Source organism: Bacillus sp. FSL K6-3312 (assembly GCF_038007485.1).
Classification (GTDB): Bacteria; Bacillota; Bacilli; order Bacillales; family Bacillaceae; genus Bacillus; species Bacillus pumilus.
In genome coordinates, this window is record NZ_JBBOXI010000001.1 from 420,429 (window position 1) to 444,712 (window position 24,284).

Annotated in this window: 21 protein-coding genes; 13 read left to right on the plus strand and 8 right to left on the minus strand. The window is 40.5% G+C overall.

Annotation, left to right across the window (positions count from 1 at the left end; translation table 11 throughout):
* Positions 1-5: 5 nt before the first annotated feature.
* Positions 6-746, plus strand: coding sequence for a thioesterase II family protein (locus tag MHI11_RS02055; protein WP_065098784.1), 741 nt, complete (start codon positions 6-8; stop codon positions 744-746).
* Between the two features lie 35 nt (positions 747-781).
* Here MHI11_RS02055 and MHI11_RS02060 read toward each other — a convergent pair whose 3' ends face one another.
* Positions 782-1,699: a DMT family transporter gene (locus tag MHI11_RS02060; protein ID WP_372706119.1), complete on the minus strand. Its 918-nt coding sequence runs from the start codon at positions 1,697-1,699 to the stop codon at positions 782-784.
* A 127-nt stretch (positions 1,700-1,826) separates the two neighbouring features.
* Between MHI11_RS02060 and MHI11_RS02065 the strand changes: the two genes are divergently transcribed.
* Positions 1,827-3,164, plus strand: coding sequence for an aminotransferase-like domain-containing protein (locus tag MHI11_RS02065; RefSeq protein ID WP_268453420.1), 1,338 nt, complete (start codon positions 1,827-1,829; stop codon positions 3,162-3,164).
* On the opposite strand, the gene MHI11_RS02070 is transcribed toward MHI11_RS02065, so the two are convergent.
* The 3 genes from MHI11_RS02070 to MHI11_RS02080 all read right to left on the minus strand — a co-directional run bounded on the left by MHI11_RS02070 (position 3,161) and on the right by MHI11_RS02080 (position 4,927).
* Positions 3,161-3,853 (minus strand): 4'-phosphopantetheinyl transferase family protein, encoded by a 693-nt coding sequence (locus tag MHI11_RS02070; RefSeq protein ID WP_185108304.1) that lies wholly within the window; start codon positions 3,851-3,853, stop codon positions 3,161-3,163. The two genes, MHI11_RS02065 and MHI11_RS02070, sit on opposite strands and share 4 nt — an antisense overlap.
* Positions 3,854-4,049: 196 nt before the next feature.
* Entirely contained in the window at positions 4,050-4,199 is a 150-nt protein-coding gene (locus MHI11_RS02075; protein WP_260564554.1) for a hypothetical protein, read from the minus strand.
* 83 nt (positions 4,200-4,282) lie between these two features.
* Entirely contained in the window at positions 4,283-4,927 is a 645-nt protein-coding gene (locus MHI11_RS02080) for a YczE/YyaS/YitT family protein (protein WP_044140485.1), read from the minus strand.
* A gap of 544 nt (positions 4,928-5,471) precedes the next feature.
* Here MHI11_RS02080 and MHI11_RS02085 point away from each other — a divergent pair.
* From MHI11_RS02085 to MHI11_RS02095, 3 genes are all read left to right on the plus strand, one after another.
* Positions 5,472-9,530: an isopeptide-forming domain-containing fimbrial protein gene (locus tag MHI11_RS02085; RefSeq protein WP_340960305.1), complete on the plus strand. Its 4,059-nt coding sequence runs from the start codon at positions 5,472-5,474 to the stop codon at positions 9,528-9,530.
* Positions 9,531-9,536: 6 nt separating this feature from the next.
* Positions 9,537-10,097, plus strand: coding sequence for a class D sortase (locus MHI11_RS02090; protein ID WP_340962281.1), 561 nt, complete (start codon positions 9,537-9,539; stop codon positions 10,095-10,097).
* A 107-nt stretch (positions 10,098-10,204) separates the two neighbouring features.
* Positions 10,205-10,489 (plus strand): AbrB/MazE/SpoVT family DNA-binding domain-containing protein, encoded by a 285-nt coding sequence (locus tag MHI11_RS02095; protein WP_050945487.1) that lies wholly within the window; start codon positions 10,205-10,207, stop codon positions 10,487-10,489.
* A gap of 40 nt (positions 10,490-10,529) precedes the next feature.
* On the opposite strand, the gene MHI11_RS02100 is transcribed toward MHI11_RS02095, so the two are convergent.
* The 3 genes from MHI11_RS02100 to tcyA are packed head-to-tail and all read right to left on the minus strand — an operon-like array spanning position 10,530 to position 12,780.
* Positions 10,530-11,273 carry an amino acid ABC transporter ATP-binding protein gene (locus MHI11_RS02100; RefSeq protein WP_034325164.1) on the minus strand — a complete coding sequence of 248 codons (744 nt, stop codon included), beginning with the start codon at positions 11,271-11,273 and terminating at the stop codon, positions 10,530-10,532.
* A 12-nt stretch (positions 11,274-11,285) separates the two neighbouring features.
* Positions 11,286-11,978, minus strand: a complete 693-nt coding sequence (locus tag MHI11_RS02105; protein ID WP_034325166.1) for an amino acid ABC transporter permease — start codon at positions 11,976-11,978, stop codon at positions 11,286-11,288.
* Positions 11,965-12,780 (minus strand): cystine ABC transporter substrate-binding lipoprotein TcyA, encoded by an 816-nt coding sequence (tcyA, locus tag MHI11_RS02110; RefSeq protein ID WP_265208775.1) that lies wholly within the window; start codon positions 12,778-12,780, stop codon positions 11,965-11,967. Before tcyA ends, MHI11_RS02105 begins: the two co-directional genes overlap by 14 nt.
* A 325-nt stretch (positions 12,781-13,105) precedes the next feature.
* Between tcyA and MHI11_RS02115 the strand changes: the two genes are divergently transcribed.
* From MHI11_RS02115 to MHI11_RS20875, 4 genes are all read left to right on the plus strand, one after another.
* On the plus strand, positions 13,106-14,539 hold the full coding sequence (locus MHI11_RS02115) for an amino acid permease (protein WP_080772978.1): 1,434 nt from the start codon (positions 13,106-13,108) through the stop codon (positions 14,537-14,539).
* A 293-nt stretch (positions 14,540-14,832) separates the two neighbouring features.
* The gene (locus MHI11_RS02120; RefSeq protein ID WP_340960306.1) at positions 14,833-15,081 is read left to right on the plus strand and encodes a hypothetical protein; all 249 of its coding nucleotides are present in this window, start codon (positions 14,833-14,835) and stop codon (positions 15,079-15,081) included.
* A gap of 57 nt (positions 15,082-15,138) precedes the next feature.
* Positions 15,139-15,867: an ATP-binding cassette domain-containing protein gene (locus MHI11_RS02125; protein ID WP_044140490.1), complete on the plus strand. Its 729-nt coding sequence runs from the start codon at positions 15,139-15,141 to the stop codon at positions 15,865-15,867.
* Positions 15,868-17,489: 1,622 nt separating this feature from the next.
* Positions 17,490-17,813 (plus strand): metalloprotease family protein, encoded by a 324-nt coding sequence (locus tag MHI11_RS20875; protein ID WP_044140492.1) that lies wholly within the window; start codon positions 17,490-17,492, stop codon positions 17,811-17,813.
* A gap of 57 nt (positions 17,814-17,870) precedes the next feature.
* Here the strand turns inward: MHI11_RS20875 and MHI11_RS02130 are convergent, their stop codons facing one another.
* A complete protein-coding gene (locus tag MHI11_RS02130) occupies positions 17,871-19,364 on the minus strand; it encodes a peptide MFS transporter (protein WP_044140493.1) in 1,494 nt (497 codons plus the stop codon).
* Between the two features lie 262 nt (positions 19,365-19,626).
* Here MHI11_RS02130 and MHI11_RS02135 point away from each other — a divergent pair, with 262 nt between their 5' ends.
* From MHI11_RS02135 to MHI11_RS02150, 4 genes are all read left to right on the plus strand, one after another.
* Entirely contained in the window at positions 19,627-21,411 is a 1,785-nt protein-coding gene (locus tag MHI11_RS02135) for a right-handed parallel beta-helix repeat-containing protein (protein ID WP_340908852.1), read from the plus strand.
* Between the two features lie 200 nt (positions 21,412-21,611).
* Entirely contained in the window at positions 21,612-22,937 is a 1,326-nt protein-coding gene (locus MHI11_RS02140; RefSeq protein ID WP_106032984.1) for an LLM class flavin-dependent oxidoreductase, read from the plus strand.
* Positions 22,938-22,954: 17 nt separating this feature from the next.
* The gene (locus MHI11_RS02145; protein ID WP_003214146.1) at positions 22,955-23,458 is read left to right on the plus strand and encodes a GNAT family N-acetyltransferase; all 504 of its coding nucleotides are present in this window, start codon (positions 22,955-22,957) and stop codon (positions 23,456-23,458) included.
* Between the two features lie 22 nt (positions 23,459-23,480).
* Positions 23,481-24,275 carry an amino acid ABC transporter substrate-binding protein gene (locus MHI11_RS02150; RefSeq protein ID WP_044140498.1) on the plus strand — a complete coding sequence of 265 codons (795 nt, stop codon included), beginning with the start codon at positions 23,481-23,483 and terminating at the stop codon, positions 24,273-24,275.
* Positions 24,276-24,284 lie beyond the last annotated feature (9 nt).

Genomic DNA, 24,284 nt, shown 5'->3' on the forward strand with positions numbered 1-24,284 from the left:
AACGTATGAATCATTTATTTAAAACCTTTGAAAAAAAATCAGATCTTATTCAACTTATTTGTTTTCCTTTTGCAGGCGGTTATTCCGCCTCGTACCGCCCGCTTTTTGAACAGCTAAAAGGCACTGCCGAAGTAACAGCAGCAGAGCCCCCAGGGCATGGAACCAATCTCATGCCGCTCGAAACGAGCATTGACCGATTGGCTGAGCTATACAAAGAAGGGCTCTCGGGCAACTTGAACCGCCCGTTTATCCTGTTCGGACATTCTATGGGAGGACTCGTTGTGTATAGACTGACGCAGCTGTTAGAAAAGGAAGGAATTGATCCTGCAGCAGTCGTGATCTCAGCCATTCAGCCGCCGCAAACAAAACGACAGATCCTGACCCATTTATCGAATGAAGCATTTGTTCAGCATATTGCCGAAATGGGCGGGATTCCAAAGGAATTATTAGAGAACAAACCAATGATGGATTACTTTACGCCGTCCTTACGTGCAGACTATCAGGCGCTGGAAACCTTCCAACACAAAGATCAATCCATCATCGAAACACCTGTTTATTTATTCAATGGAACACAAGATGAAAAATGCATGCAAGATGCAAACGGCTGGCTGCCATGGGCAAAAACCATCGAACGCACCAATTTCGAAGGAGGGCACATGTATATCAACACACACCTCGAGCCCTTCGCAGAACAGATGAGACATGTGATCGACCTTGCAGCTAAACAACAATTAATGAAACTTTAAAAGAAAGCGGTCCTCCTTAAAGGGACCGCTTTTTCTTATGAATTCCGCTTTTTCACCACATTCCCGCCAATCACTCCGCCAATGACCAGTACACCTCCGATGAGATGATACCAATCGATTGTTTCATGTAAAATGAGGACCCCAGCGGCGACTGTAATAAACGCAGATAAATTGTTAAAGATGCTGACCTTTGCCGCTTCAAGCTGAGAGAGGGCATAGTTTGATAAATATGCCGTGAGAAGTGAAGAAAGAATGCCTAAAAAGAGCATTGACCATACAAAGGATGGTTGTGTAAATGGGCTGAAAAATTGCGGCATTGTCCCGTTTACTGAATGCCGGATGAGCGCAGTGGCATTGAAGAAGACAAATCCAAAGAATGTCATCACGAAGGTGAGTTCAATCACATGGAAGCGCCGTGTAATCACCCGGGCAAATACACTGTATGCACTGGATGATAAGGCAGAAAGCAATATCAGTCCATAGCCGATCATGTGTGAATGCTTCACATCAATTCCCTTCATGACAAAGAGAAGCATCACCCCGCACACAGAAAGAATGGTAAACAGCACTTGTATCCATGTCGCGCGTTCCTTTAAAAACCACGCGGCAAGCACCATTGTCAGAATAGGAATCGTTGCCTGAATAATACCAGCCTCTGACGAAGAGGTATACATCAGCCCCCATACTTGAAAAGCAAAAAACAACACAGGATAAAGCAAGGAAAACGGTACGATGTAGAGAAGATCTCGCCATTGAATGGAGAGGCGGATTTTCTTTCGTAAAAATGGATACAGCAATAGTGCGGCTGCAAAAGAAACTGTAAAGCGGTGTGCCAATAAATCGATCGGGTTTGCTGATTCTAATGCAATTTTGACAAACAAAAATGAAAAACCAATGATCGTGGCGTAGCCTATCGCGGCAGCATACGCTTTCTGTTTTGAAATGTCCACAATTTGACTCCTTATACGAGCATGCATGCTTCGGATGAATTGACCGGTTCTGTTCTTCTATCGTAATCGGATCATCTAAGGTGTACAATAAGAGAACATGATATCTGTACCGGTACAAGGAGGAAGTGGTGTGAGGAAATATGATCAGCTTGTTCTCAGCTTAAAAGAGAAGATGACGTCTGGTGAATACAATGCTGGCATGAAGATCCCTTCCATTCGCCGTTTGGCGGCTCAATATGCAGTGAGTAAAAGCACTGTCATCAAAGCACTAGACACATTGGAACATGAACATCTGCTTTATTCTGTAGAAAGAAGCGGCTATTATGTCGTGAAAACGAAGCAGTCAGCGGGGAAACAGGATAGCACATGGATTGATTTTGCTTCATCTGCACCTGATCCCGTCGTGTTTCCATATGTTGATTTCCAGCACTGCATTAACCAAGCGATCGATTTGTATCAAAATGACTTGTTTATATACGGCACAGCCAACGGATTACCCTCGCTGCTACCAGTCATTTCTCAGCGATTAATGGATTATCAAGTGTTTGCAAATCCAGAACAGATCGTTATGACTTCTGGTATTCAACTGGCGTTATCTATTTTAAGCACCATCCCTTTTCCGAATGGCAAACAGACCATACTAGTCGAACAGCCAGGCTATCACCTATACCTTCAATATTTAGAAAAAAATCAACTGCCTGTGATGGGGATTCAGCGGACGGAAAAGGGAATTGACCTTCAGGAATTGGAGCGCATCTTTCGAGAAGAGGAGATTCGTTTTTTCTATACGATGCCAAGATTTCAAAACCCGCTTGGAACGAGCTTGTCAAAACTGGAGAAAAGAGCGATTGCAGCTCTTGCCGAGAAATATGATGTCTATATCGTTGAAGATGATTATATAGCCGATTTAGAATTCGATGCAAAAAGAGACCCGATCTATTCGTACGATCAGGCGGGTAAGGTCATTTATTTAAAAAGCTTCTCCAAGATCATCTTTCCAGGACTTCGAACAGGAGCGGTCGTCTTACCTGAGGAACTGATTAGACCTTTTAGCGAACACAAACGGCTCATTGACATCGACAGCTCCATGCTGTCACAGGCAGCCTTAGAAATATATTTAAAAAGCGGGATGTTTGAACGGCATCGAGACAGAATGCAGACAACCTATCGCAACCGATCCAAACAACTAGTGACATGCCTGAAAAGCGATCAAATCGCTTATCAACTAGGAGAAGAGGAGCCAGCTACTCATACACATGTACGTCTCGATCGGTCAATTCCGACGAACCAGCTCATTCAGCAGCTGAAAAAGGCATCTGTTTCCATTCAGTCAATCGACCGCCATTATCTGTCGACCTTTCAAAAAGACTCTATTCTTCAGTTGAACATTTGGCATGTGAAAGAAGAACAAATCACACGTGGAGTCGATTTGTTAAAGACAGCATTTCAGCAAATTGGGCGATATTAAAGACGAGACAGCACATCACGGCAAGAGAGTATCTCTACACGTTCAGCCGCAGAAGGCTTTCGTGTACACACCGCCATTTGGTAGGCAGGATCGAGTGAGTATGTTTGAACAAAGCAGGGCGCTTCATGATCAGGTAATGCAAGCGTCGCCTGTCCATCCTCTGACAGGTGGGCTGTAAAGGACGAAAGACCATAAGATAATCCCTTTCCAGTCAGCTTGATAAAGGCCTCCTTCATTGACCATAAATGAAAGAAGTAGGCTTCCTGCCGTTCTGCCGGTTGTGAAAGTAAATCTTCATACTCATCTGCTGAAAAAAATCGTTTAGCAATCGCTAGATCAATCGGTTTGATCTCCTCAATATCAATACCAACGGGTGCATCATCTATTGCGCATACGACCCAATCACCAGAGTGAGAAAGATTAAAATGAAAAGAAGGAATGTGCCGGACGACAGGCTTGCCATTGCCCTCTGTTTGAAAAACGATCTGATCAATAGGCAGATCGTACATACTATGGATCATTTGACGAACCAGCACCTCACCTAACAAAGTCCTTCTTGCATCGACCAAAAAGCGAAAACGCTCAGCCGCAGCACGCTTTTCAGCTGAAACAAAGGGTTTCAATTGCTCGATTTGTTCTCGTGCATGGATGTCATCTAAATGTTGTAATTGGATAGCGAAAATCTTCATAATGAACCTCTAATTTTTTACATTGATTGTACCATTGGAGAGAGCCGTACAAAAGGGAAATCCTATACAATCAAAGCACAAAGTGACAGCAAGCCACGCTGCATTCTAAGCCTGTATGATCAGAAAGGACTTTTTTACTTTAACCGAATGTGATATTCATTTGTCCCTTTCTCATTTCGACGATTCGAAAGGTCGGCTACTCTTCTCTAACATCATCCCATGTGAGCGGCGGATGAAAGGAGCCATCCTTTGTGAAACGCGCCTTTACTTCAAAGCCTAACAAGCGATACGTCTGCTCGGTCTCTTCAACAAATGGTGTCCAGTAATGATAGTGGAAAAGCTGCATGAGGTCTCATCTCAAATAATATAATATTCCGTTTATTCTTTTCAACACAAGAAAAGCCATTCTTTTCGTAGAATGGCTTGTTCTTATCGGATAAGCGTCTGAACAGGTTTCTCTGCTGTTTTCGTAATAAGCAGCTGCAAGAGCCGTGTCGATTGCGGCAAGGAGAATCGAAGGACGAGACCTGTGAAAATAGCCGTCAGAATCGTGCCAACGCCAATCGGCCCGCCGAGCATCCATGCAAATAAAAGCACTGTTAACTCAATGCCATTTCGAACCCACTGCACGTTCAACCCTGTTTTTGCTGAGATGAGCAGCATTAATGAATCCCTTGGCCCAGCGCCAAGATTTGCTGAGACATAAATGCCTACACCATACCCTGAAACCACAACGCCCGTAATAAACACATATAAAGCGGGTAAATACCCATGTGGTGCAGGCAATACCGCATTAAAGAAATCTATAAACATACCAATCAGCACCATGTTCAGTAATGCGCCGATCTTTGGAAATGATTTCGTAAAAACAGATGTTAGTGTCACAATCAGTGCACCAATAATGATGGACCATTGTCCAATCGTAAGTCCAAAGTGCTGAAACAGTCCGTAGTGGAAAGCGTCCCAAGGACCAATCCCAAGAATCTTTCCTTTCACTGTCAGCGATAGTCCAAAAGCTAATACGATTAATCCAACAAAATAAAAAAACCAACGTAAAAGATGTTCCCGCTTCAAAAGCTTTCCCTTCTTTCTTAAACACTCGAATTCAATCGTAACATACTCCCACGCCCCTTTAAATGGCTTTGCTCAATTGTAATCGCTTACTTATAAAAAGAATTTTTTCGCATCGTAAAAGTCAAAACATCAAAACAAGCAGCAAGACTTTCGGCTTGTTTTTTTTAACAAAGCGAACCAATCATTCCCTTTTTTTAATAAAAAAAGAAAAAAATTCTATATATATTAACAAAAAATTAATCGTCACCCAATAAAAGAATATTTATCTTTAAATAGAAAGGATTGTATGTGATTCCCATCATAAGACCTGTTTGTAAAGATAGATAGATGATGAAATTTGAGATGGAAAAAGGTTAATTTATTGGAAAGACATAAGCGAATCAATCGTTGAGAGGTATATAGTTCTAAATATCTATTTTTGTCGAAAATAGTCATTTAGTCATGTTGAGGCTTTTGAAATATTATTGATATTCTTTACCAAAGTGTGGGAGGTGAACTGGTACATACCATTATGATCTGAAGCATGGAAAGGGGATGTCAAAGAATGAACATATTAAAAAGAACGAGTCAATTATTTCTTATATTGGTGCTGATTGCTGGAAATTTATTAACAGTCTCACCAGCTGTTACGAAAGCCGCTGGAACGGTGGTTGTCAATAATACAGATTCCTACATGATTGGCCAAAGTGGCCAAGGTCTTCCAATGACCCTTTATCAGCTTGATGGGAATAATCCAACCAGCGTAAAGGCTAGTGTGCCGGTGAAGGGGATTCCGAGCACTTTAGTCAACGGTGTTGCAGTTAATGATCAGCAAAATTTTGTGTATGCAACGACGACAGCAACTGGAGAACCTGTTCTTTATAAAATAGATCCGACGACAGGACAAGCTCAGAGTGTAGGCGTATTAGCTGGAGGTTCGTATGCTGCGTCGAATGCTGTCATCTACAAAGGTAAATATTTACATTCTTATGCTTCGGGTGGTGAATACTTCCTTGGATCATACGATTTAACGACCGGTCAAAAAACGTCTAAAAAAATTGTCGGCTATGACATCGGCTCTGGCGTTGGCGGAGACCTTGTAGTCGATAAGGATGGCTATCTTTGGTTCGCATCAAATGGAAGTGGCGCCATTGCACAAATGAATCCTGATACAGCTGAAGTAATTCGAGTGATTCCAATCACAAATGCAGATGGTAAACCTATTGAGGGAGGCGTACGAGGAATTAGCTTTTTGCCAAATGGACAAATGCTATTACAATCAGGTAAAGATGCATCTATAGGCCATTCTACTCTTTTTACACTTGATGCAAAATCATTAAGTACAAAATATATTGGCATTGCAGGTAATTCATTATCTTACGACTTAGCATCACGGGTAAAGCCAGAATTTGATCCATTCCCACCTAACCTTGAATCAGAAAAGTCTGTTACTTTACAGAAAAAAGCAGAAGGAAACACTGATGAGAAGCATCCAGAAGTAGGAGACACGTTGCTTTATACAATTAGAGCCAAAAATACGGTGCAATTCGGCATTCTTAAAAATCTGATCATATCAGATAACCTTCCGAGCAGCTTAGCCTATATTCCAGGCTCACTTAAGGTGGATGGCGCAGGCGTAACAGATGCAAAGGATCAAGACAAAGGTGATTATACAAACGGCACTGTTACAGGTCAAATAGGTGATGTGAAAGACACCGAATGGCACACCGTGACATTTGAAGCGAAAGTAGCAAAAGGTCAAGCTGGCAAAGATATTCAAAATACAGCCAATGTCAAAGGGGAAAACACACCGCCAGACAAACCAACAACAAACATAGAAATTTATCCTCGTGATCCAAAGCTTGAATCAGAAAAATCAGCGGTCTTACAGAAAAAAGCAGATGGTAATACAGATGAGAAGCACCCAGAAGTAGGCGACACATTGCTGTATACCATTCAAGCCCGTAACACTGTTGAAGACAGCTTCATTGAAGATCTTGTGATTTCTGACAAGTTACCTCAAGGGTTATCATATGTACCAAATTCACTTCAGGTAGATGGAAATCCAGTCACAGATGCAAAAGATGATGATAACGGTGATATGACAGACGGAACTGTCACTGGAACGTTCGGTGACGTGAAAGATGCGAAATGGCATACCGTGACATTTGAAGTCACAGTTGAAAAAGGTCAGGCAGGCAAAGACATTCAAAATACAGCCAATGTCACAAGCGGCAACACACCGCCAGACGAGCCGACAACGAATGTAGAAATCTATCCTCGTGACCCGAAGCTGACTTCTGAAAAATCAGCCGTCTTGCAGAAAAAAGCAGATGGTAATACAGATGAGAAGCATCCAGAGGTCGGTGATACACTTCTTTATACGATTAAAACAAAGAATACGATAGAAGACAGTCTCGTTAAAAACTTAGTGATCTCAGATGAACTGCCAGAAGGATTAGCATATGTGCCGAATTCACTTGAGGTAGACGGACAAGCGGTGACAGATGAGCAAGATCAAGACAATGGGGATGTCACAAACAGAACCGTATCAGGACAATTCGGTGACATTCAGGATACAGATTGGCATACCGTGACGTTTGAAGTGACGGTTGAAAAAGGACAGTCTGGTAAAGACATTCAAAATACAGCGAGTGTCACAGGTGAAAATACACCACCAGACGATCCAACAACAAAAACAGAAATCTATCCGCGTGATCCAAAGCTTGAATCAGAAAAATCAGCCGTCTTGCAGAAAAAAGCAGAAGGTAACAAAGATGAGAAGCATCCAGAAGTAGGCGATACCCTGCTTTATACGATTAAAACAAAAAACACGATAGAAGACAGCCTTATTGAAAATCTAGTCATCTCAGATCAATTGCCAAAAGGGCTGGAGTATGTTGCTGGGTCTCTTGAAATTGATGGAGAATCCGTCACAGATGTGAAAGACGACGATAGCGGTGACTACACAGATGGAAAGGTCACGGGTTATTTTGGTGATGTGAAGGACACGGACTGGCATACCGTGACGTTTGAAGTCACAGTTGAAAAGGGACAGTCTGGTCAAGACATTCAAAACACTGCCGAAGTAACAGGTGAAAACACGCCGCCAGATGATCCAACTACGAAAACAGAAATTTACCCACGTGAACCAAAACTATCATCAGAAAAGGCAGCGAGCATTCAGAAAAAAGCAGAAGGAAACACAGATGAAAAGACACCACAGGTAGGAGATACCCTTCTTTATACGATCAAAACAAAGAATCTTGAAGAAGACAGCATCGTCAAAAATTTAGTCATCGCAGATCAACTGCCAGAAGGTCTTGAATATGTCGAAGGATCATTAAAAGTAGATGGACAAGCTGTCACAGATGCAAAAGATGACGACAACGGAGACTACACAAAAGGCACAGTAACCGGTCAATTTGGCGATATCAAAGACACGGACTGGCATACGATTACTTTTGAAGCGAAGGTCGCTAAAGGACAAGCGGATAAAAGTATTCAAAATACAGCGAAAGTAACAGGCGAAAACACACCGCCAGATGAGCCGACAACCGAAACAAAAATTGATCCAAGAGATCCAAAGCTTGAATCGGAAAAAACATCTGAAATCTCTCAAAAAGCAGAAGGCAATAAAGATGAAAAACAAGTTCAAGTAGGCGACACCCTTCTTTACACGATCAAAGCAAAAAATAGTGTAGAAGACAGTGTTATTAAAGATTTAGTGATCGCAGATCAACTGCCAGAAGGTCTTGAATATGTCGAAGGATCATTAAAAGTAGATGGACAAGCTGTCACAGATGCAAAAGATGATGACAACGGAGACTACACAAAAGGCACAGTAACCGGTCAATTTGGTGATATCAAAGACACGGACTGGCATACAGTTACTTTTGAAGCGAAGGTCGCTAAAGGCCAAGCGGATAAAAGCATTCAAAACACAGCGAAAGTAACAGGCGAAAACACACCACCAGATGAGCCGACAACCGAAACAAAAATTGATCCAAGAGATCCAAAGCTTGAATCGGAAAAAACATCTGAGATCTCTCAAAAAGCAGAAGGAAATAAAGATGAAAAACAAGTTCAGGTAGGCGACACCCTTCTTTACACGATCAAAGCAAAAAATAGTGTAGAAGACAGTGTTATCAAAGATTTAGTCATCGCAGATCAATTGCCAGAAGGTCTTGAGTATGTCGAAGGGTCATTAAAAGTAGATGGGCAAGCCGTCACAGATGCAAAAGATGACGACAACGGAGACTACACAAAAGGCACAGTAACCGGTCAATTTGGCGATATCAAAGATACGGACTGGCATACGATTACTTTTGAAGCGAAGGTCGCTAAAGGATATGAAGGTAAAACCATTCAAAATATCGCAGTTGTGAAGGGTGAGAATGTTGACGAACCAGACAAACCTGAAAACTCCACAACGGTAGAACCACCGCATGTGCCAGAGGTGCCTGAACATCCAGAGCAGCCTTCTGGGTCAAACCCGGACACACCCGGACATCACCTGCCGAATACAGCAACAGCGATGTACAACCTTTTACTAGCAGGATTTGCACTTGTGCTAATAGGTGCATCCCTTATTGTATGGAAAAGAAGAAAAAGAAACGAATAATTGTCCATGTTTCAAAAAATCATCTCAACGCTATTGATTTCAGCAGGTATTTGTCTTGTGATTATAGGATATATGAGGATTGTTGATGGGCAAAGGCAAGTAGATCAATCTTTCCAGTCTGCCCAAGCAGCCATCCAGCAAAAGGGGCAAACAGATTCCCCTCTTGTCCCGAAGGCTGGTGAAACCATTGGGCTCTTGCACATTCCAAAGTTAAATGCTGAGTTACCAATTGTAGAAGGAACAGAAGCGGAGGATTTAGCAAAGGGCGTTGGTCATTATCACGAAAGCTATTTACCTAATGAACAAGGACAAATCGTTTTATCTGGGCATCGTGATACTGTGTTTAGACGAACAGGAGAACTGGTGAAAGGGGATCAACTCGTCATTGAACTTTCATATGGACGATTTACCTATGAAATTGAGAAAACAAAGATTGTGAAAAAAGATGATCAAAGTATTATTACATTGCAACAGGGAAAGGAAGAACTTATCCTCACCACATGTTATCCTTTTTCTTTCATTGGTCCTGCACCAAACAGATATATCATATATGGGAAGCGTGTTTAGCCACTGGATCAGCCTGCAACTTATCCTTTCACTAACCGATTAGAGCGCTTCATTCCTTGATAAAAAGGGAATCGCCTATATCTATAGAGATGCAGGAGGGGGTCAATTTGTTAAATCAAGACTATGTAAGATATATAGATAACTTTGGAAGAATTGTTCTTCCGACAGATATAAGAAAACGGTTGAAAATTCATCCTCGCGATTTTATGGAGATTTATCGAGAAGAAGACCAAATTGTCATGAAGCCGTATTGGCAGGATAAACCTTGTATCGTTACAGGGGAAGTAACAGGCTCCAACAAAGTGCTATCGGGTGGAGTCGTTATCAGTCCAGAGGGAGCGAGATTGCTCTTGCAAGATTTACTGGCGCTTCGCCTGCAAAAAGAAATATGAAAAAAGGCTGTTCTCATCACGTGAGAACAGCCTTTTTTCATCATACTGGATTCAAAATCCGGTTTAAGAATTGTTTTGTTCGTTCTTCCTTCGGTCGTTTGAAGATTTCTTCGGGAGGACCTTGTTCGACGATGACGCCGCCATCAATAAAAATCACTTCGTCCGCCACTTCTTGGGCAAACTTGATTTCATGTGTGACAACTGCCATCGTCCAGCCTTCTTTCGCTAAATCCTTCATGACCTTTAAGACTTCCCCGACAAGCTCAGGGTCAAGTGCAGAGGTGGGCTCATCAAAAAGCATGAGCTCTGGCTGAATGGCAAGTGCACGGGCAATCCCGACACGCTGCTTTTGGCCGCCTGAAAGCTGGAATGGATACAGATCCTTTTTATCTTCCAGACCGACCTTTTGCAAGAGCTGGATGGCTTCTTTTCGAACTGTTTCCTTTGGACGGCGCTGCACTTGGACAGGACCTTCCATCACATTTTCAAGCACAGTGCGGTGTGGAAACAGGTGATAATCTTGAAACACCATTCCCGATTTCCGGCGTAGCTTTAGCAGATCAGCTGATTTATTCTTTTTCGAAAAATCAATCGAGAAATCATCGAAGGTTAAGGAGCCGCCATTTGGTGTTTCAAGTGCATTTAAACAGCGAAGCATCGTTGTTTTTCCTGAACCTGATGGGCCAAGGATGGCGATAACCTGCCCTTTGTTGATCGTAAAATCTATTGACTTTAAAATCTCATTTTCACCGAAGGATTTCTTAAGACCTTTGACTGTTAGCATGTCGTTCCCTCCTTACCTTGCGACATATCGATCAAGTCGTTTTTCAATTTGGTGCTGAACGAGCGATAGAATGAAGCAGAATACCCAATAGATTAGGGCTGCTTCCATATAAATGAACAAGATCTGATCTAAGTTCGCCGCAGCAATTTCCTGAGACTTACGGAAAAGCTCTGCTACGAGGATTTGGGAGGCAAGAGATGTATCCTTCACCAAACTAATGAATGAATTAGATAGCGGCGGAATCGAAACACGTACTGCCTGCGGTAAAATCACGCGGACAAGCGTTTTACGATGCGTCATCCCAATTGAATAACCAGCTTCCCATTGTCCTTTAGGAACAGATAGGACGGATGCACGGATAATTTCAGACGCATACGCACCTACGTTTAATGAAAAAGCGATAATGGCACTTGGATATGGATCCAGTGTGATATTAAATGTCGGAAAGAAATAGAAAATAATAAACAATTGCACAAAAAGCGGCGTTCCACGAACGGCCGACACATAGATGGAAAAAATCCATCTGAGGGCTTTGATTTTAGACATTCTAGCAAGAGCTGTCACAAGCGCGATGAAAATACCAATAATAAAGGCAATGATGGCGAGGGGGATTGTATAATAAATCCCCTGCATCACCATTGGCCAAAAAGATTGCTGAAGAAGATCCCAAGGAATGACGACTCCTAGGGTATTACTTTGTAACATCTTCACCAAACCATTTCTTAGAAATCTTAGCAAGTGTACCGTCTTTTTTCATTTCTTTTAATGCGCCATTCACTTTGTCAACGACTTCGCCGCTGCCTTTTCTGAATGCAAAGTAAGTTTCTTGAGGATCTCCTGTTTCAAATGCAACTTTTAGGTTTTTGTTCCCGCTTGTTTTCAAGTAATTCAATACAGCCAGCTTGTCATTGAACGTCAGATCAGCACGTCCTTGCTGAATCAATTGAATCGATTGTGCAAGACCTTCAACGCCTTCAATTTTAGCGCCAGCATCTGTAGCTAGTTTATTGTAGTTACTTGTTAATGATTGTGCTGCTTTTTTGCCTTTTACATCAGATAGTTTCTTGATGTCGTTGTTATCTGATTTTGTCACAACAATGGCTTGAGACGTTGTGTATTTATCAGAGAACTCGTATTGATTTTCACGTCCAGTTTTACCAACTTGGTTCGCTACCACGTCAAAACGTTTCGAATTCAGTCCAGCAAACATGCTGTCCCATTGTGTTTCTTTGAATTCGGGTTTTAAGTCAAGACGTTTTGCTACTTCTGTGATGACTTCTACATCGTAGCCAGTTAATTTATCTGTCTTTTTGTCATGGAATGTGAAAGGAGCATAAGTACCCTCAGTTCCGATCGTCAGAACACCTTTATCCTGAACGGATTTCCAAAGGTCACCTGATTCCTTAGACCCAGATTGTTTGTTCGCGTTGTCGTTTGCACCTGATCCACATGCCGTGATCAATGCAACACAAGCGCCTAACATAATGGCAAAGAACATTTTTTTCATTTTATTCCCCACTTTTCTTGTTGGTATTTACAACATATGATCTTACAGAGAAGCAACCTAAAAGTAAAGCATTTGAAACTAGCTTGAGCGAATCTCACCAACTTTATGCCCGCAACCCATTTCTTTCAAACCTCTCTCGTCTACAAAGCCTTTCATCTTTTATTTGTGCGAACATTACTAAAATAAAGACTTTGAGACAGTGACCATAGAAGGAAGCATATTTATTATAAAAGATGTATAATTAGTAGGTTGTTTTGAAAATGGAATGAATCACATGGAGACATGTTTTGATAAGTTATCATCTTAGAAGAAGGAGGGCATCATTGTGGATGTTGGACAAAATCAGCCTGAGCAATTGAAAAGGGCGATGACCTCCCGTCATTTATTTATGATTTCACTTGGCGGTGTCATTGGGACAGGCTTTTTCTTAGGAACGGGCTATACGATTGGACAAGCAGGACCAGTCGGAGCCGTTCTTTCTTATATTGTGGGCGGATTGATTATGTATTTAACCATGCTGTGTCTTGGAGAGCTGTCGGTTGCACTTCCTGTGTCCGGGTCGTTTCATACGTATGCGACGAAATTTGTCAGCCCTGCAGCGGGTTTTGCGGTCGGCTGGATTTATTGGCTTGGCTGGGCAGCAACGGTCGCCCTTGAATTTTTATCAGCAGGACAGCTGATGAGGCGCTGGCTCCCGCAAGTGGATGTGTGGATTTGGTGTCTCATATTTGGACTGTGTCTTTTCTTATTAAATGCCCGGTCGGCGAAAGCGTTCGGGGAGTCGGAGTTTTTCTTTTCAACCATTAAGATCATTGCGATTTTACTCTTTATAGGTGTAGGCGGAGCGGCGATGTTTGGTTTTATTGAAACAACGAGCGGTGAACCTGCCCCTTACTTCAGTCATTTTGTGAGTGATGGGCTGTTTCCAAATGGATTGCTCGCCGTTGTGGTCACGATGATTACCGTGAACTTTTCATTCCAAGGAACAGAGCTGATCGGGATTGCGGCAGGAGAAAGTGAAAACCCTGAGAAAACCGTTCCTCGTTCGATACATCAGACTGTTTGGCGTACACTCGTCTTTTTCGTCTTATCTATATTTGTCTTAGCGGGTATGGTGCCTTGGAAGGAAGCGAGTGTGCTGCAAAGTCCGTTTGTTACTGTATTTGAGAGAACGGGCATTCCTTTTGCGGCAGATATCATGAACTTTGTCATTATCATCGCTTTATTATCTGTTGCCAACTCTGGCTTGTATGCATCGACGAGAATGCTCTATTCCTTATCGAAAGAAGGAATGGCAGGAAAAGCATTTAGACGCGTGAATCAGCGCGGTATTCCGATGAATGCCTTACTGCTCACGTTCCTGTTTACAGGGATTTCGCTATTATCCGGTTTCTTTGCAGAGAAAACAGTTTTTGCCTGGATCGTGTCCATTGCCGGCATGAGTGCCCAGACTGGCTGGATCACCATTACATTATCACAGATGCTTTTCCGCAGAAGATATCTGAAAGCAGGCGGAAAGTTGGAAAACTTAAAATTTAAAACCCCTCTCTATCCGGTGCTGCCGATTATTGCGATTACTCTCAACACCATTGTGTTGATCAGCCTTGCCTTTGATCAGGAGCAGCGCATCGGATTATATGTCGGCGTCCCTCTCATGATCATTGGGTATGTCGTCTATCACCGCTATGTGAAAAAGCATCAAGCGAAAAGTGAACTGCTTAAGCTGCAAATTCATGGAGATGATGAGATCCGGTTTTAAGATCAAAAAGAAGCACTAAATATATGAGTATGGGATATTTAAGAACACCTCTGATATAAATCAGAAGGTGTTTTTTCATGAGAATCATTCGGTAAAGTTTCATATTCAACTGAAGTTAGTTCAATCACAATCTAATGAACTTAATAATTATTAAATTAATAGGATGATAAAACGGTGATTTTAAGAGTAATGGATTAAAATAACCTTAAAATTGTAAAATAAACTTGTTTTTTCCATTTAAACAAATTAGTATTAGTTTGTATTTTGGAGAACAGCAATTAGGGGAGAATAAAGTGTTTGTCATTAGTAAAATTGAGAATAAATTAATGTCTAGTCTATATAAAATGGGATCTTATTTAAATGAAAAGCATAAGAACGTTATTCAAAATAAATGGATAGTATGGGTTATTATTTTAATAGCATTACTTTCAGGCAGTGCCTATGCATTTTATTGTACAAGTAAAGGCTACAGTTTCTCAGGTAAAGTAAAGTGGAATTGGCCAAGAGTTTGGGATATCGGGATAGGTTGTAACGCAAAATAAATTAGTATATATGCTGTTCTTCAAAATCTCTATTATTTAAATATAGGAATGATAAAAATGATCACTATAAATGACTTAGAAAAAAACTATAATGGTAACCCTGTTCTGAATAACTTAAATATAACGTTTGATTCTAAAGGAATCGACATCATTGTTGGAGTAAATGGATCGGGGAAAACTACACTTCTAAATTGTATATGCGATATAACGTCCTTTCAAAAAGGAGATATAAGAATTAATTCTGTTAGTAGAAAAGAAAAAGAAGCAAAACTTAAAATGTTCTATATACCATCTGATTTTTATTTGCCTGAATATTTGTCTGGTAACGAATATGCTGATTTTATTTTTAAGAGATATAAGGATGTAAACAAGAAATTATTTGAATTTATTACCGAAATGTATCATCTGACAACATTTTTAGACGAAAAAATTAGCAATTATTCTTATGGAATGAAAAAGAAATTACAAATAGGTATTGCTTTAGCTTTAGAAGTTGAATATGTATTGGCAGATGAGGTATTTAATGGACTTGATTATGAAAGCTATCTATTGACAGAGTATTTAATAAAAAAATACTCTGCACTCAGAAAGTTCATATTAATTTCACATAATATGGATTTTATTATGCGTAATGAACAGGCTAATATCTATTTACTTAGCAAAGGCACCTTGAGTACTATTAAGAATGTTGGAGATATTGAAGGGATAGTAATAAATAATGGAGAACTACAAAAATACTATGAAAAAATTGATGGATTCATTTCTCGTAACAAAAGTCTTACTTAATGAGATTTGTCATAACTTGTTATCTAATAATATTTTCGAAAAAAAACATAATAGATATCTTTTATTATGTATTATCGTAGCTTTGTATATCTTGTATTTCTATTTAAATATGTCTGAATTAAATAAAATTTTTATAAATAGGGATGAAGTTTCTAACGAATTGAGAAACTCTCTGTTCTCTAGTCTAACTAATATGATCATTATTATCACTGGAGTTATTTATTTAATTGTAACACTATCCTTCACACTAACCAAAAAAATGCAATATTTACTAAAGATTCTTCCGTTTGAAAAAGGGAGTATATGGTTTGGTAGTGTTATTTTCAAACTGTTATTAAGTTATTGTTCCTTTTTAATTGTTTTCGCAATAATCAGCCCTATGTTGAGGTTATTCCACTATAATATAGGATTAAATTTTTTAATCCTGATATATTGCCAGCTTTTATTCGTTGCAAGTATCTGTTTTTACTATTTAATTTTTTATTCTTTGAGTAACCTTGTTAAATTAACTTTTTTTAATATTAATAATGGGTTACTAGTGTTGTTTCTTTTCCTCTATTATTTCTCTTTTCGTTTTAGTATTGACATGAAATTTCAGACATTTAATATTACTGTTGATCATGCCTTGGTGGTTAAGTTAATGCTTATTTTATGCATTTTAATAACATCATTTGTGATATGTATCAATTATCTACATACAAAGATTGATAATGATGTATATACTTCTAATGATTTTTATATTTTCAAACTGCCGTTTAATATGAAAATGAATCAATTAAATTTAATAATACTTGGAACTATTAGGAGTAAGTTGACCATAAGGCTTTTGGGTGTAGTAATTCTAGTCTTTTTATTATCTCTTTTTGATACTAAAAATATTCTCATTTCATTGACTACACTTGTATACATATATCCCCTTATTTCATTTTCATCTATTAGGTATTTTAATACAACTGTATCATATCGTAAAATGAATTCTTTTTTTGGGTTAACTTCTTTAAAAGAAACTTTTATTACAACATTTATGAATTTCATATTCCCACTTGTAATCACATCACTACTGTTATCAGGTGATTTCGTAAAAAGTCTCTATTATGGTGTCATTTTATTTGAAGCAGGGCTGATAATGAGTATTATATTTCCGAAAAATAAGAGTTCTTTAAATGAGTTTTCTGCTTCTGTATTATGTATTGTTATGGCTGTAGGGCTTTACCTAATATCAAATAGTATGCTTATTTTTATCTCTGTATACTTGTTGCTATTTTCAGTTAAATACTATTTATTGGAAAGGAGTTATTTAGATGAGGCTGCCTAGGTGGATTTTTTTAGGTACAATTTTGTATTTAGTTGCGTTTTTAATAGATTATATAACGACTCTTTTTTCTATTGATAAGTCTGGCGTATATATGTCTAAATTAGGACTAAAAATTGACATGACAATGAATGAAGAAGAATTGTACACGAATTTTTCATTTACATCTCAAATTTTAATTATATATATTATATATATTCTCTTTATTATTGCACTATTTGCTATTGTAAAGTTTAAAAAAACAACTAAATAAATTATGGAAAATTTGATTTTATTTACAAAAGGGTTTATACTTTTTTATCTTATATTTATGAGTGTGCTTTTAATCCATGAAGCTATTCATTTGCTGTTTATAAGAAAACTAGGAAAAAAGATTTTAAGCATGAAGTTTAATTTATTTGGAGCTAGTGTTACTTATCTAAATGATAATAAATATCTTCATATCTTCATAATTTCAGTAGCGCCTAATATTATTTTACCGATAAGCGGCGGGATCTTATTATCCTACGATATCAGCATATACTGGAATGCATTTGCATTTATTTGCATATTAAATCTTGTGAATTTGTTCCCTTTTACTGCTGATGGATCAATCATATTATATTCCATAATGAAGATGCTGAAAAAAGAATGATGATAAATAAGGGTATTATGGAAAAACTGGACATGAGGACTCATGTCCAGTTTTTTATTAATGAATACCTTTCATCGCTTTCTTAATCACTGGTGTAAGTAATAGCATCACACCGCATAAAACGATGGCAAGCAATCCGATGATACCGAAATAGACGGTTTCTGGCACTTTATCAAACAGTTTGACCACTTGCGCATTGATCGCCTGTGCCATCGCATTTGAAAGGAACCAAAGGCTCATCGTTTGCGCTGAGAAGGCAGCAGGTGCAAGCTTTGTTGTCGCTGACAGCCCAACTGGTGATAAGCAGAGCTCTCCGATCACGACAAGGAAGAAGCTCAGAACGAGCCATAATGGACTTACAAGTGTATTCGGGCCAGACATGTAGGCAGGAATGATCATGATGATGAAGGATAATCCTGCAAACAGAAGGCCAAGTGAGAACTTAATCGGGGTAGATGGCTGTTTTTTCCCTAGTCTAATCCACAACCAAGCAAACACAGGAGACAAGAGCACAATAAAAATTGGGTTCAATGATTGGAACCACGAAGAGGCAAGTGTCATCCCAAGGAAATTCAAGTTTGTTCGTTGATCTGCATATGTGGCTAAAATGTTTGAGCCTTGTTCTTGAATCGCCCAGAACATCACCGCAGCAAGGAACAATGGAATATAAGCGAGAACCCTGGATTGCTCCACTGGGCTCGTCTTTTTACTGAAATACATGACGATGAAATACACAATCGGAATAAGCACCCCAAGAACACTGACAAACCAAGTGAATAGATTAATCGTAAGAGCGCCAGTTTGAATGCCAATGACGACAAAAACAGCGAGCACAATGGCAATTAATGTTCCGAAAATTTTGAAGTTCTTGCGTTCAGTAGCTGATAACGGATTTGTCACATAAGTACCGGCAAGACCAAGATTCGGTTTTTTCGTGATCACAAATGTAATCAGACCAACAAGCATCCCAACGGCAGCAAGTGAGAATCCGAGGTGGAAGTTCACTTTTTGACCGAGTGTTCCGACAATTAATGGGGCAATAAAACCGCCCATGTTGATCCCCATGTAGAAAATACTAAAGCCAGAATCCCTGCGTGGGTCTGTTTTGGAATACAGGTCGCCAACAATGTTTGAAACGTTCGGCTTTAGAAGACCTGTCCCAATAATAATCAATCCCATACTAATAAAGAGCGCTGTTGCTCCGCTTGGCAAAGCCAAAATGACATGTCCAAGCATAATGAACACCCCGCCATAAAAGACCGTACTGGACGAACCGAATACCCGGTCGGCGAGCCATCCGCCAATAATGCCTGACATATAGACAAGCGCACCGTAGACAGACATGATCGAATTGGCTGTCGTCTGATCAAAGCCAAGACCGCCCTTTGTCACCTCTGTGTACATATAGTAAATAAGCAGTGCACGCATGCCGTAATAAGAGAAACGCTCCCAAAATTCAGTGAAAAACAGTGTGTAAAGTCCTTTAGGATGTCCAAAAAACCCTTTTTGAGGAACACTTTTAACAATTTTATCGTGGTCAATTGTAGACATGGCATAGATCCTTTCTTAAAAAAAGAGATATGAGAAAAATGATATTCTTGTATAGTTCTTGTGTCAATATAAAACTATTCTAAAACAGGAAAATGTTAGTTCAATAGGCGTAAAGACTCAAAAAACGAAAAATTCTCTCAAGTAAGAATGGTCAGAAAGTTATACCGAAAGAATTTATTTAAAATTTGAAGGATTGTACAAGCAAACCTTTTACACATGCATAGGATGACAAGAGGACATGTGTGAAAAGGAGGGGTTTAGGTTGGGGGAATTGAATGAATCTGATCTAAAAAAGCCTGTTGTCAATGTACAAGATTTTGGTGTGGTGGCGGATGGGAAAACGGACTGTACAGCGAAGCTCAATGAATGCTTACAATGGACGAAAGCACAGGGGTATTCTCACGTCTGGCTGCCGAGCGGCACGTATGTCATCGATGCAGTGTACAGAGGGGATCGATTTTTTCCTTTCCGAGGTGCGGGTATACGTGTGCCAAGTCATATGACCATTGAGATGGCGCCGGATGCCGTAATTAAGGTAAAACCAAATGATTCATGGGGGTATGCGGCCTTTTATATAGGAAAGGTTCAGCATGTGACCATCCGGGGCGGGCGTATCGAAGGGGATCGTCATGAGCATGTATACAAGTCGCTTCCTCCTGAACGAAAAACCCATGAGTGGGGCTTTGGGATATGTATTGAAGGGGCCTCTAATGTGGAAGTGAATCGTGTGCAAATCAAGAATTGTACGGGAGACGGCATGATTGTCAGTCCCCACGGCTTATTATCACAAGCTGAATCGTACTCGCCTGCTTCATCTATTCATATTTCCGGCTGCCACATCACAGATTCAAGACGAAACAATATCTCGATTACAGGCTGTGATGGGGTCATTGTGGAGGACTGTTTGCTGGAGAGAGCAGGAGTAAACGGAGTCGAGCCAAGAATGGGCATTGATATTGAAGGCTACGGGGAAAATGCAGTTAATATGGAGGAACCGCTGAATATTCAAATTCGAAACAACATTGTAAGAGGTGGTGCCGCCAGCTCCATTTATAACTTCAACGGCTATGGTGTCATCATTGAAGGCAATCACACAGACAGTAGCATCTCCTATGGCTTTGCTACCGAAACAATCATTGCCAACAATTTGATCCGTGCAGTAGGAGGAGGCGTAACAAAAGCAGGAATTACGAGCTTAGGTGTCTCTCTTGATCAATCGGAAAACAATGTGATTATTATTGGCAATATGATTGAAGGGTTTGAAAAAGGGATTGATGTGAGGGGCGACAGCGTTCACATTACAGGGAATAAGATCAGTCTATTTGAAGATGCGGCTTTGTCCGTTTATATGGCGAATCGCATTCTAATAGAAGGAAATCATATTGAATCGGGGACGAATACAGGGCAAAGAAGCGCAGCACTGCGTATCTATCAATCGGATAGCGTCGTCTTTTCAAACAATACGATTTATTCGGTGATCGATGGGGCGATGGTGAGAGGAACGAATATCCTGATCCAGCAAAATCAATTCAAAGATTTCAGCAGAGGGATCTGGGTGCAGGATGGAGAAGCTGGAATCAACGGCAATCACTTTATTCAAGAGGGACACCCAGAGCTTGCGTCTTCGTATACGATCAGTGTCACTGGAAATGCAAAGGCTTTCATTTGGCATAATCGCTTTAAACACTACCAAAACTATGCCGTATACAGCAGCACGACGGGGCCATTAGAAATCAAAGACAATTCCTTTGAAGAATCATCTTTATATGTCGTGATGTATATTAAAAACGGTTCACCACAAATCGGAGATAACCGCTTTTATTTAAATCGTTCGTTCGGACAGCCGACGGCGATCTTTATTGATCAATCCGCCTCAGCCCGTGTGTTGCGGAATAACATCATTAATTTGTCTCCTCAAAAAGCGATTGCCGTCCGCACCATTTCTTCCACTCATTCCGTGATCGCCCATAACATGCTGGAACGCAGTCAATTGGTGACACATACCACAGACCGGCTCATCGGAAATATTGAAATCGATACACCGTGATGAACGAGTGGAATTCCTGATTTTGGAGGTTCAGAAGGCGGTTGACAATCCTGTAAAAAGGGCATATAGTAATAATTATTTTTCATTTTTCGCAACATTTGCCCTTTTTTTATTGATAAAACCGATTAATTCAATCAGAAAAATGTATCTTCTGAGGACTTCAGTTTGATACAGCAGGATATAGAAAGGATGAAGAACAAGTGTCACAGCCGAAAAGGAAGCTCAAGCTAGGCGTATTCATCGCAGGAACTGGACATCATGTTGCCTCTTGGAGACATCCGAATGCCGTATCAGATGCAGCCATGAACCTTGATTATTTTAAACAATTAGCGAAAAAAGCAGAGGAAGGAAAGCTAGATTTACTCTTTTTAGCCGACAGCTTATCCATTAACCAAACCTCTCATCCGAATGTACTGACGAGATTTGAACCGCTTACCCTGCTTTCGTCCATTGCTGAGTCTACTTCATCAATTGGTTTAGCAGCAACAGCATCCACTACATACAGTGAACCTTTCCATATTGCAAGACAGTTTGCCTCCCTTGATCATTTATCAGGCGGAAGAGCGGCATGGAATGTGGTCACATCTTCTATTGAAGAAACAGCGAAAAACTTTAGCGGCGAAGAGCATTTAGCACACCATAAACGATACGAGCGAGCAGAAGAGTTCGTTGAAGTCGTCAAAGGTCTTTGGGATTCTTGGGAGGAAGACGCCCTTGTCAGAAACAAGGAAACGGGAGAATTCTTTGAATCTAGTAAGCTTCATGAGCTCCAGCATAAAGGGGAGTTCTTCTCAGTAAGGGGTCCTCTCAACGTATCACGCACGCCTCAAGGGCAGCCAGTGATCATTCAAGCAGGATCATCCGAAGATGGTCAAAAGCTTGCAGCGAAAACAGCTGAACTCATTTTCACTGCACAAAACGATCTCGAAAAAGCGAAGGAATTTTATCAAAGCTTAAAGGAGAAAGTAGAGGCTGCTGGTCGTGCTAGAGAGGACGTCAGTATCATGCCGGGGATCTTCCCGATTATTGCTGATACAGAGGAAGAAGCCAAAGCGAAATATGAAGAATTACAGGAGCTGATTGTTCCTGAGATTGGGCTGAGCATTTTGCAAAACTACTTAGGTGGTATTGATCTTTCCCAGTATCCATTAGACGGTCCGCTTCCAGAAATTGATCCAAGCACGTCAAATGCGGTAAAAAGCCGTTTTGATCTCGTGATGAATATGGCGAGAAAGGATCACCTGACCATTCGCCAGCTCTATCAATCGGTCGCCGGCTCTCGTGGTCATAATATTTTCATTGGTACACCGCAGCAGCTCGCAGATGTGATGGAAACATGGATCAATGAAGAAGCAGCAGACGGCTTTAACGTCATGCCGCCGCTATTGCCAGAAGGGCTGGATATGTTCGTAGACCGCGTCGTCCCAATCCTTCAGGAAAGAGGCTTATTCAAAACAGAATACACAGGACAAACCTTACGAGAAAATCTAGGATTAACACAGCCAAAAAATCGTTACACGACATAAGGGTGAGGTGACTAACGTTGGGATACACGTTTCGTCTGGCAACAGAGGCAGATATAGAGGCGCTGCTTGAACTGACAACAAGAGCCTATGAGCCAATTCGTGAGCTCGGCATCCAGTTCCAAGCAGCACATGCTGATTTCGCTCTCGTTCAAAAAAATGTACAAAAGAATCTTTGCTATGTGATGGAAGAAAACGGAGAGCTTCTATCTACCTTGTCGCTCCGTATGCCTTGGGGAGAACAGCCAGGCCCGTTCGGCGTCCCTCATATTTGGTGGTTTGCCTCAGAACCATCCGCCAAAAAAGGGACAGGCTCTGTCTTGCTGGAATGGGTTGAAACCGAAGTGTTAAGAGATACCTTGAAGGTGCCATACGTATCTCTTGGTACAGCTGATAAGCATCCGTGGCTCATAGACATGTATGAGCGCAAAGGCTACGTCAGAGCAGGAGAAAAGGATTTAGGCAAGGGTCACATCACGGTTTATTTTAAAAAACAACTAAGGTCAGATATCACACAACCATAAGAGGAAAGAAGGGTATACGATCATGAAAAACAAAAAATGGCTAGTCGTTCTATTTGCAGCAATGTTGGCAGTTTTAGCAGCTTGCGGCGGTAACAATCAGAGTGAAGGCAAAGACGAAAAAGTGTTGAAAGTAGGTGCCACAGGGCAAAGCTATCCGTTCGCTTATAAAGACAATGGCAAGCTTGTTGGCTTCGATGTCGAAGTAACTGAAGCGGTTGCGAAAAAGCTCGGCTACAAACTAGACTGGCAGCTGAGTGAATTCAGCGGACTCATGGGACAGCTGACATCTGGTAAGCTGGATACAGTGTCAAATCAAGTCGCAGTCACAGATGAGCGTAAACAAACGTTTAATTTCACTGATACGTACGCTTATGCAGGAACACAAATCATCGTGAAAAAGGACAACAACGACATCAAAGGTCTTGATGATTTAAAAGGGAAAACAGTGGCGGCGGTTCTTGGCTCTAACCACGCCAAAAACTTAGAGAGCAAAGACCCAGACAAAAAAATCAATATTAAAACATATGAAACGCAAGACGGTGTCTTAAATGAAGTGGCAAATGGCCGCGTAGATGCTTATGTCAACGGACGCAGTGTATTACTTGCTCAAATTGAAAAAACAGGTCTGCCACTCAAAATCGTTGGCAACCCAATTGTGTATGAAGAAGTAGGCTACCCATTTGCCAAAGATAAAAAGCATGACAAGCTAAGAGAAGAATTTAACAAAGCGATCAAAGAATTAAGAGAAGACGGGACACTGAAGAAATTGTCTGAGAAGTATTTCAAAGACGATGTCACAGTGCCAATTAAAAAATAACGACAGCGG

Bases quoted from the DNA above. Each gene is read 5' to 3' on its own strand.
- MHI11_RS02070 (WP_185108304.1), bottom strand. From the start codon at position 3,853: ATGAAGATTTTCGCTATCCAATTACAACATTTAGATGACATCCATGCA.
- MHI11_RS02150 (WP_044140498.1), top strand. From the start codon at position 23,481: ATGAAAAACAAAAAATGGCTAGTCGTTCTATTTGCAGCAATGTTGGCA.
- tcyA (WP_265208775.1), bottom strand. From the start codon at position 12,780: ATGAAAAAAATGTTCTTTGCCATTATGTTAGGCGCTTGTGTTGCATTG.
- MHI11_RS02085 (WP_340960305.1), top strand. From the start codon at position 5,472: ATGAACATATTAAAAAGAACGAGTCAATTATTTCTTATATTGGTGCTG.
- MHI11_RS02125 (WP_044140490.1), top strand. From the start codon at position 15,139: ATGATCACTATAAATGACTTAGAAAAAAACTATAATGGTAACCCTGTT.
- MHI11_RS02055 (WP_065098784.1), top strand. From the start codon at position 6: ATGAATCATTTATTTAAAACCTTTGAAAAAAAATCAGATCTTATTCAA.
- MHI11_RS02105 (WP_034325166.1), bottom strand. From the start codon at position 11,978: ATGTTACAAAGTAATACCCTAGGAGTCGTCATTCCTTGGGATCTTCTT.
- MHI11_RS20875 (WP_044140492.1), top strand. From the start codon at position 17,490: ATGAGTGTGCTTTTAATCCATGAAGCTATTCATTTGCTGTTTATAAGA.
- MHI11_RS02090 (WP_340962281.1), top strand. From the start codon at position 9,537: ATGTTTCAAAAAATCATCTCAACGCTATTGATTTCAGCAGGTATTTGT.
- MHI11_RS02075 (WP_260564554.1), bottom strand. From the start codon at position 4,199: ATGCAGCTTTTCCACTATCATTACTGGACACCATTTGTTGAAGAGACC.
- MHI11_RS02130 (WP_044140493.1), bottom strand. From the start codon at position 19,364: ATGTCTACAATTGACCACGATAAAATTGTTAAAAGTGTTCCTCAAAAA.
- MHI11_RS02100 (WP_034325164.1), bottom strand. From the start codon at position 11,273: ATGCTAACAGTCAAAGGTCTTAAGAAATCCTTCGGTGAAAATGAGATT.